The organism is Mesorhizobium sp. B2-5-7 (assembly GCF_006440875.1).
In the GTDB taxonomy this organism is placed as follows: domain Bacteria; phylum Pseudomonadota; class Alphaproteobacteria; order Rhizobiales; family Rhizobiaceae; genus Mesorhizobium; species Mesorhizobium australicum.
The window spans coordinates 367,897-377,226 of record NZ_VFUO01000004.1; the positions used below are offsets into that span (position 1 = coordinate 367,897).

Consider the following 9,330-nt stretch of genomic DNA (forward strand, 5'->3'; position numbering starts at 1 on the left):
CTCCGCCTTGGCGATCCTCACTCACGAGTTGAGCGGATCCCCTCTGCCTCAGGCGGTCTTCGCTTCTGTCACCCGCTCTTTGGTGCCGATCTCTTCCTCGAAATACTTGTTGCCGCCGCTTAGCGACGTACAGAAGAGATCGGCAAGCCTAGAGCCAATCCTCCGCATATCTGCTTCATAGAGGTGAAGATGCAGTATGTTCGGCGAGTTGATTGATGCTTGGAAGCGGATTTCAAAGCCAATTAACCAGGTCTTCTCGGCGTCGCCCTTGTGCCGATGCAGCGGCCTGATGGTCCGGCCATCACCATGCCCGAACGCATCGCGAAGCCATTTGACGAATTGATCGGCGGACATGTTCTGGAAGTCCGCGTTGACCTCGGCGGCGGCGAGCGCCGCTCCCTGATCCTTCTTCACCGAAACAAGCGCCGGCTCATGCAAAGAAAGCAACCAAGGCGGATCGACGATGCGTTCATTCTGAAGCTGTTGCCGGACCGCATGTGCGCGAGCATCGATCGGATCTGGCCAAGCCGGGGGCGGATTGTATCCGCCAACCCATGCGCGGTTCTTGCTCCAAAGCAGAATCGTGCTGAAGAGCGAGAATGTCTGCGTTATGTTGAACTTGGTCTTCGGCGGATCGTCCAACATCGCCTTAAGGCGATTGATAAGCGCCCATTCAACCTGTGCATTTGAAATCCCTCCCATTGACCCCCCCTCAGATATCGAGTTCTTCGTCCTCGTCGTCCCGTGCCGTCACTTTCCCCGCCTTCACCAGCCCCAGCTGCACCTCCTCCTCGTGACGTTCGGCATTGAGCTTCAGCAGGCGGGCAAGGACCTCGTCGCGGAACTCGGACGGCCAGAACAGCCGATCTTGATAGGTGTAGTCGTCCTCGGTCTCCTCGGTCAGGAATTGCGGCTGCGCCCGGTCGGCGAGATCGTCCCAGCCATAAGCGCGCAGCACCGCGCGGTCCATTTCGCCATGGAGTTCGCGCAGCCGCGCGATGTCGGCTGAGGTCTCGTTGGCGTCGTGGAAGCGGTTGTAGGTCTTGGTCATGCCCTCGTCGCGGGCGACCATGAGTTCGGCGCGGAAGTCGTGATAGGCCTGTCCGGCTGATTCGAGCGCCGGCTCAGAGTCAAAAGCTTTGGGGAAGGGGAAGGTCTCGAAGCAGTCGGAGGGCGCATAGCGGAGGTCGTCCTTCATCGAAGAAGAGAACAGTCGGGCCCATAGTTCATGCGCCCGGGAATGAATGACAGCGAAAGGAGCTAAATTTGAAAAAGCAATGATATCGCAGCTGTCAGCGTAAACCATCCCGCTATCTAGACGGGCGATTGCGAATTGGGGCGAAACACGTGACAGCCCAAGTACGTTTCCCATGCCATCAATGGCTTGGTATAGACCTGGCTGCCGATCGCCAAATCGCCACCAGCGCTCACGCCGAGCTTTTCGTTTATCCTTTGAGCGCTGCGGTTTGACTCGACTTTCGGCAATTGACAACAGATCTGGCCAATCCGCAGCAACAGGATGTTGATAATCTGCTGGGACTATTCCCGAAGAGACAGCCGCTCGACGCTCCACCTCCATCATGGACTTCCAGGACTTTAATGAGGCGTCACGGAGAAGTGGGAAGTCTTCGAAGTCGATAACAAACCGACTATTTTCGTGCGATGGGCTGTTATTTAATTCCTCCCCGCCGATGTAGCGCTTCACGCGCTCAGAGTTAGCGGTATCCTTGGCGATAAGAGCTTTCATGACATCAAGTGGCTCAGAGTCGCCTTTTTCTGCGGCTGAATCGTCGAAAATGAAACCAGCCCCATACACTTTGGAACCTTCGAACGCTTGACGCGAGTTGGTCGTCAGACGTTCAGGGGACGCATCGAAATCTCCGACCGTAAGGTAAGCCGATATTCTTCTCACCCTCTTGTGCTGCAATACAGGAGTTGGTGAAGCTCCTTTCACAATATGTACCACTGAGACCACCACTGCAGCTTCTCCTGGCCATTGAAGCCGTCGGATAGCGCGGCCAATTGATCCGCCAGCAGAGAGAATATTTTCCAGCGCTGTCGCGCGCGTGTCCCCTGCCGAATAGTGTTGGTGGCAATCAATCCAGAACAGCCACCAGAACGCAGCAGCGCAAAGACCCGACGGAAGAAATGAGCAACTAAGTCGGCATTCCCGTGTGCTCCCACATGCACGATTTTGAGCCAGTCGCGATACGTGTCTCCCATTTCACTGGAGATTCGACTGCCTCCGAGAAATGGAGGATTGCCGACAATGCCATCGAAACCTGGATTGTCGCGAGAGAACACCTCGGGGAACTCCAGTTCCCAGTGGAACGGCCGGATCGGGTGCTCGCCATGCCGTAGCGTTTTGGCGATGGTCGCCAATCGGTCCTCCTTCTCACTTGTGCCAAGACCAGATAGCAACTTTGCAACTTCCACCCTCAAGGCTTCTCTTTTCCGCGGCTTATCGGCGGAGAAGAAGGCGGCAACGATGGCATCGCCATAGGTGCGCGGCTGGTCGAGCTTCTTCTCGACAATACGGTGCCTTGCCTCCTGTGTCGCTCGCGCCACGTCGTCCGGCGCGAACTGGATGTCGCGCCTGCCCGAAACGACCTCATTGACGCGGTCACGAATGAGCCCACGGAAAAGCGGAGCACTATCTTTCGACAGATCCCAATGCGCCGCCTCGATCTGCGCGCGCGTTAGTCCGACAAGGCTGTCGCCGGACTTGATCGCGTGATCCAGGAAGGTGAATTCGTGCTCGCGCGCCAGCGTCGCCAGCCACAGCGATAGGCGGGCAAGGTCGACGGCGAGCGGGTTCTTGTCGACGCCGTAGAGGGAGCGCTGTGCGACAAGCCGACGGGCATGCAGCGCCTCATCCTCGTCCGCCGGAATCCTCGGCTTCAGGTCCGGGTGATGGCCCCAGGCCTTCTCCAGCCGCTCGCCGAGTTGGCGACAGGATTCGACCAGGAAGGCGCCCGAGCCACAGGCCGGGTCGCAGACCTTGATCTCCAGCACCTGATCCGGCGTCGCCTCCGCTCCGATGCGCTCGAAGGCTGGCTCCAGCGCATGGCGTACGATCGGCTCGGTGAGTGAGCGCGGCGTGTAATGGCTGCCGGAGCGCCGGCGCTCGTCGGTCGGCTGCAGGATCGGGCTGCCCTCGGCTGTCACATGGCCGCCCGGCGAGCCGCGCGGGTCGGCAATCGCCGCCAGAGCCTCGGTGAGTTCCTGGACGCCCTCGGCCTTCTTGATCGCCTCCAGCCGCTTGGCCGTCGGCGAAACGCCGGATTCCTTCAGGAGCTTCTGGCGGTCGGCGCTCCTTTTCGCCTCCAGGCATTCGATCTCGACAAAAACGGGCAGGTTCTTCTCGCCCTTCACCGCGATCATCCGGCTTGGCGCGCGAAGCACAGTAAAACCCATGATAGTCTCGTAGACCGAGCCGATCTGCTCGACGTCGAGAGAACGGTAGGAGAGCCGCTCGCGCACCCGCTCGCCGGTAACCGCGCGCGCCTCGATTGTCATCAGCAGTTCGAGAATTCGCAAGATTGCGCCATCGCGGACAGGCAGCACCTTCGCTGCCGTCAGCGGGTCCCCCTCATCGCGGCCTTCCAAGAAGGAAAACACCTTCGGGTCGAACAGTTTACCGCCGCGAGCCGTGATCCAGCCGGAACGATGGCCGCCATGCACCAGCCGGAACAGTGCCAGCAGCCGGCCCCAGCCGCCGACACGCTCGTCCATCGTGTCGGGATTTAGCGCGCGATCCTCGATGAGCCGGGCGAAGAGACTGCGGACCGAATACCCTTGCTCGTAGATCTCCACCGCCTCGCCGGTGCGCATGGTCGGGATCAGGTCGCGATCCTCGGCATAGAGCAGGAAGACAAGCCGCATCAGCGTCGTGAGCAGGCCCTCGTAAAGATGGTGCGGCTGCGTCGCGGCCAGATGCTCGATGCGCTCCCGGTCGGCGGCATGGAGGGCGCGCAGAAGCTCATGCAGTGCGCCCAGCACTTGTTCGGCGAGTTCGGCGGAAACCTTGTTCTGCGCCTCGCGCGACCGCGCGAGCAGTTTCGGCAGGCGGCGGTGTTCCGGCTCCGTGAACAGGCGCGCATGACCGAGCATCAGCTTCACGCCACCGAGCATCGCGCGACCCGCAACGGTGGCAAGGCTGCGAAGTGGGAAGGACAACCAGCCCGATGTCTCGCCGCGCGGCGCGTAGATCAGTCTGAGGTGCGAGCGGTCGACCAGCACGCCGATGGGCACGCCGGTCTCACGGAGCAGTCGCTCGAACTGCTGATGCGGCGTCGCCTCCCAGCCGTCGAGCGCACCGCGCTTGTCGGCCTCCAGATCGGTGTGGAGCTTCACGAGAACTTGGAAAGACTCCAGACCGGCACCGCCGAGATCACGCACCGCCCAGTCGGGCGACAGGACCACGTCGTGCTCGTCGACCCGGGCCGCGAGTTTCGTCGGCAGCGCCGGCCCGCCAGGCGCCCCGGCCACATAGCGCGCTTCCCAACCAAGAATTCGTTCAAAGAAGGCCCAGGGATCTGGCAGGACCGGTCCATCGCCGTCCGCGTCCAGGAGTTCGGCGACCGCCAGGGTGGCCACAGCGGTCTGGCGCGGCGAATTGAGGTCTTCGTCGCGAATAACATTGGGGCCGATGACCAGCCCGACAGGCCCGACATGGTAGAGCCATTCGAGCTGCGGATCGATTGCGCTGTCGAACATGACGCTCATGACTGCCTCGGCCAGAGATAGACGATGCCGATCGGTTCCAGCCGCTCCGCCCGCACTTCATAGGATTCCGCGACCCGACGGGGCTCCTCGATCAATTCCCGCTCCAGGCTGTCAAGACGCCGCTGCCAGTGGCGGCGATCAGCCTCGCGCTGCCGACGTTCGACGGGGTCGGAAAGGTCCAGCTCGAATTGATCAGAGTCCTTCGTATCCGCTGCCTTGCGTATCCTGTCACGCTGTGCCTCGAGCAGGCCGGCGAGCGCGGCGGACTCCTTCAAGGCGATATCTGCCAGATCTTTCTTCGCCCCGGCGGCGGCTGCCTTCGAACGTTCCACGAGCGAGGGGCGCAGGTCCGTGAGGTCCTTCTGCACGCCCGCGAGCAGTTTTTCGACGATCTCCTGCGGCGGCATGGTCGCGGCCTTCAGCGCCTCTTGCAATTCAGCCAGCGTTGTTTCTTCACCCACTGCGCCGAACGCCTTGAGGCGCTGACCCGAGCGGGCAGCCTCACTCCAGAACGCCGTCACCGGCAGAATTTCTTCGTGTAACCGAGCCGCGGCCGGACCAAACAGAGCAAGACGTCCGATGAGGACGACACGCGCCTGTGTACCGGGTCCGTAGATGACGCTCGCACGGTTGAGGCTCGCCTGAAATCCGTGGGAGATGAACCGCGACAGGAGACGGCGCACCAACCGATGTTCGAGATGCACGTGGACTACGCCGTCGGCATCGCGGCCGTCAGGAAGGACCGGAGCCTCGAACGTGATTGCACGCACTGGCTTCTTCGCGCGCCATTCGGCCAGCTGCTTTCGTTTCGGCGGTCTACCTTCGCGAAGTTCGTCGAACAGATCGCTCCAGGACGAGTCCTTGGCGAATACCGGCAGGGTCGGGTCTAGTCGGAACGCGCCACCGACGCCAAGGTCTGCGGCAGGCGTCAGTGGCACGCCGTCACGCGAGAGCGCCGTCCGGATGACCGATTGCAGTTCGTCCGGCTCGATGCCAACGCGCTCGCGCGCCTCGGTGAGATCGCGATCAAGCACGCCAAGCTCGCGAGACAGACGGGCAAGGCGCTTGTCCTTCTCGTCGGCCATATCGCGGCGGGCGCGGCGGACGAAAGCGTCGCCATCCTCGGCCTCAATCTCGCGAGCCATCGCTGCCGCGGATTGCCGGGTGATACCGGTGCTCGAGAGTCTCTTGTGGATGCGCTCTCCAAGGACCTGTCCGGCTGAGCCGAGCTGGCTGCGGATGGTTTCGGTCTTACGGACGAGAGCGGCCAGCACCTGATCCTCGGCTCGCTGGGCATAGACGAAATAGCGACAGGTCACAGTGTCGGCGGGCTGCAGCTTGCGATCGATGCGGCCGTTGCGCTGTTCGAGGCGGGAAGGATTCCACGGCAGGTCGAAATGAACGAGGTCATGGCAACGGGTCTGCAGGTTGATGCCTTCTCGGGCGGCGTCGGTACACAAAAGGATTCGCAGCGACTCCTTCGCTGGGTCGGCGTTGAACGCGAACTTCACCTGCTCGCGCCGGTCCTGGCCCGTAATGCCAGTGAAGGTGGCAATGCGTTCGTCGCTGCGATCCGTATCCTCGAAGGCCTCCTTGAGACGGCGCTCCAGCCAGAGCCGCGTGTCCTCCCACTCGGTGAAGATCAGGAGCCGGCGATCATTCCACCTGCCCACCGAGGACATCATGTTCTTCTCGATCCAGTCGACGAGCCATTCGACCCGCGCATCCGGCTTGCGCTCGTTGCGCCGCGCGATCTCCAGCATCGCTTCGACCCGGGAGATCGCCTCGTCGAAATTCCGGACAATCGACGCCATGGAATCGGTAGCAGCCTCGGCGACGTCTTCCTCCTGCTCTTGGACAAGCTTCAGCAAGTTGTCTTCGCTTGCCTCCTCGTTGAATTCGAGGTCCGGCATGTCGGCCATCAGAGACGCAGACCTGTCAGAAGGAGATTTCTCTGCCTTGTCCCGATGCCGCTTCAGGGTCTCGAGATGCTTGCGTAGGCTGCGAGTGAATGCAGGAACCGATGATAGCAGCCGCTGCTGCAGGCCGGACATCACCAACCTGGCCTTTGCCAGAGATGTGCCCTGCAGCCCGGACTCGCACCATGCACGATAATCCTCAAACAGGTTCGAGAGAACCAGTTCCGGCGTGTCTGGCGGCAGATTTGAGAGGATGACCGGTTCGACCTTGCGTCTGGGAAATCTGGAGACGTTCAGCTCGAGAAGATCGCTCTTCAGGCGGCGGACCATGATTGGTTCGAGATGATCCGGCTCGACCGGCACGCCACGCGTGAAGCGCTGCGGGTCAAGGATCTCAAGGAGCGAGGAGAAGCTGTTGGAATGGCCATTATGCGGGGTGGCTGAAAGGAACAGCCGATGCTCGAACCGTTCCGCCAGGTTGCGCACGGCGCGGGTGAACTGACTGTCCGTGGCGTATGCCATGCCACTCGACGGGGCAGCGTGATGTGCTTCGTCGAGAATCAGCATGGCGCGCGGCCGGAAGTTGCCGAACAGCTGGATTAAACCGTCGGAATAGGACTCGTCCGCCAGCAGGCTGTGCGAGATGATGAAGCGCGATCCGACCGACCAAGGATTGGCGGAGAAGCCATAGTTCCGGCGCACGGCCGCCAGATAGTCACGATCAATGATGGTGAAGCCGAGGCCGAATTTCTGGGCCAACTCGTCCTGCCATTGCGCGGTCATGGCTGCGGGACTCGATACGACGACATAGTCGACCCGACGGCGCAGCAGCATCTCTCTCAGAACGAGTCCTGCTTCCACGGTTTTGCCGAGGCCTACGTCGTCTGCAATGAGTAGGTTTACGCGCGGCAGGCGGAGCGCCTTGGCAAGCGGCAACAGTTGGTACGGATCGAGCCGGATTCCAGCCCTGAACGGCGCTTGGAACAGATCTCGGTCGGCGGCGGTTGCCGACCGCCACGTCACGGCGCGGAGGTGGGCGGCGAATACTTCGGGATCGTTGGTTCCGTTTTCACCGATCCGTTGCCAGACGTCATCCTCGACGCGACTGAGGTCGAGCTCGGTTTCAAGGATTGCGCGCAGGCGCTCGCCCTGAGCATCGTCGTCAATGCAGGCGAGATCGAACGCTTGCAGTGGTGAGGAACCGTCCGGGACGGCCTCGATCGCCCATTCCCGGCCTCTCAGACGAACAAGATCGCCGCTCTCAAATATCCCCGCGGTTGCTCCCGCCATCGTGAACCCCGATCATTTTTCGATTCCCCATCGGGTTCTAACAGAATGGGCGGTACATTCTCCAGTTACGATGTCCTCGTTCAGCTGCGCCAGCTTACAAATCTTGCCGAGATGCGCTGATGATTGTTGGAAAGCGCCCAGGCCAGCCGATCATCCACAACCCAACTCAGCCTCCGCAACCATCGCAATATTTGATAGACACCATGCGGGGTGACGTTTGGTGCCTCATCCTGGCGCCGTACATGCGCCGATCGTTCACAGGCTCCAAAGTTCACTAGGCCATTTCGGTAGACTTAAAGAATCGAGCTTAGTTGCTCTCCCCAACCTCTTTGATGTACTCGATTGGATAAGGTGCGAAAATGCGGCTTGGCATGTTCAAGCCAATTGCCGCACCTATTTCGGCTGCGAAGGTGGTGCAGTCGCTGAAGCCTAGCATGTAGTTCCCGGACGACTTCCATCTTTCGAATACCGTCCTCGCCTTCTCGTAAGCATCCGAGTTCACCGAGACGATGACCACATAATCCGACTTCTCCCTTGAGTCGTCCAATATCTGCCCCGGCGACAACCCGAAGACTGCTTCGTATTTGGACTTATCGGCCTGCGGATAGAAACCTACGACCTGCTGGGCGGTCATGTTCGCTGCGCTGTCCCCCTTATTCCAGATCACGAAGGCGTGGCCGAGATCGCCGGCCTGCGCAGCAAGCGAGACCGCGTATTCGGTGCTCTCCGAGCGGACTTTCTTATCAATGTATTTCTTTTCGGCAGCGACGGATGGTACTGTGGAAACAGCTATCAGGAGCGCTACAAGGTTTACAGTAAAACTACGCATGTATGACCTCCAGTGATCTCGTCATTCTACAACGAGCCAGCTCAAGGGCGGAGCGAGCATGGCTAATATTCGTGGTCTTTTCCGTCCGCGCACCAAGTCGCATCGCACTTTTCTGCAGGAGGAGTACCACACACTGCCGCGAATGTGGAATTGGGTGCAAAATTGAAGTCTGCGCTTTGGCCTTTTTGCAAACTCTGCGCCCCATGCCCCGAAGCACCGCCATCACCGTAACATGCAAAAACATAGAGAATCGCGTCGCAAGTTTTGTTGGTTATTTTGGATTGCCCCCCAACGCATGTATTTGCTGCTTGGGCTGGTGAGACCGAAATGCCAAGTCCGACCAAGACGCATGCTGCCACGAAGAAGGACGCTCTGCTCAAAAATGAAATATTAATTATCTTCGACATGAAGAACCTCCGTTTTCCAGAATTTTTCAGTATATCAGTTTTTTATAGACACTGTCAACTATTTTATATTTAGCAAATAAGCGTCTATAATGCTAAGCGTTGACGTCCATAGCAATTCTTGACAGCTTACATTCATAAGAACTTCATTTTCTTGTTT

6 protein-coding genes are annotated in these 9,330 nt (G+C 59.9%); all 6 read right to left on the reverse strand.

The features are described from left to right. Nucleotides 1–48 precede the first annotated feature (48 nt). The gene (locus FJ543_RS19780; protein ID WP_140876607.1) at nucleotides 49–702 is read right to left on the reverse strand and encodes a hypothetical protein; all 654 of its coding nucleotides are present in this window, start codon (nucleotides 700–702) and stop codon (nucleotides 49–51) included. A 10-nt stretch (nucleotides 703–712) separates the two neighbouring features. Beyond that, the gene (locus FJ543_RS31725) at nucleotides 713–1,978 is read right to left on the reverse strand and encodes a type IIL restriction-modification enzyme MmeI (RefSeq protein ID WP_210243703.1); all 1,266 of its coding nucleotides are present in this window, start codon (nucleotides 1,976–1,978) and stop codon (nucleotides 713–715) included. Next, nucleotides 1,951–4,728 carry a DNA methyltransferase gene (locus FJ543_RS19785; RefSeq protein WP_210243704.1) on the reverse strand — a complete coding sequence of 926 codons (2,778 nt, stop codon included), beginning with the start codon at nucleotides 4,726–4,728 and terminating at the stop codon, nucleotides 1,951–1,953. The genes FJ543_RS31725 and FJ543_RS19785 overlap by 28 nt, the downstream gene beginning before the upstream one ends. Next, nucleotides 4,725–7,937 carry a DISARM system SNF2-like helicase DrmD gene (drmD, locus tag FJ543_RS19790; protein ID WP_140876609.1) on the reverse strand — a complete coding sequence of 1,071 codons (3,213 nt, stop codon included), beginning with the start codon at nucleotides 7,935–7,937 and terminating at the stop codon, nucleotides 4,725–4,727. Before drmD ends, FJ543_RS19785 begins: the two co-directional genes overlap by 4 nt. Nucleotides 7,938–8,244: 307 nt before the next feature. Then, on the reverse strand, nucleotides 8,245–8,766 hold the full coding sequence (locus tag FJ543_RS19795) for a hypothetical protein (RefSeq protein WP_140876611.1): 522 nt from the start codon (nucleotides 8,764–8,766) through the stop codon (nucleotides 8,245–8,247). A gap of 62 nt (nucleotides 8,767–8,828) precedes the next feature. Continuing rightward, a complete protein-coding gene (locus FJ543_RS19800) occupies nucleotides 8,829–9,173 on the reverse strand; it encodes a hypothetical protein (RefSeq protein WP_140876613.1) in 345 nt (114 codons plus the stop codon). Nucleotides 9,174–9,330 lie beyond the last annotated feature (157 nt).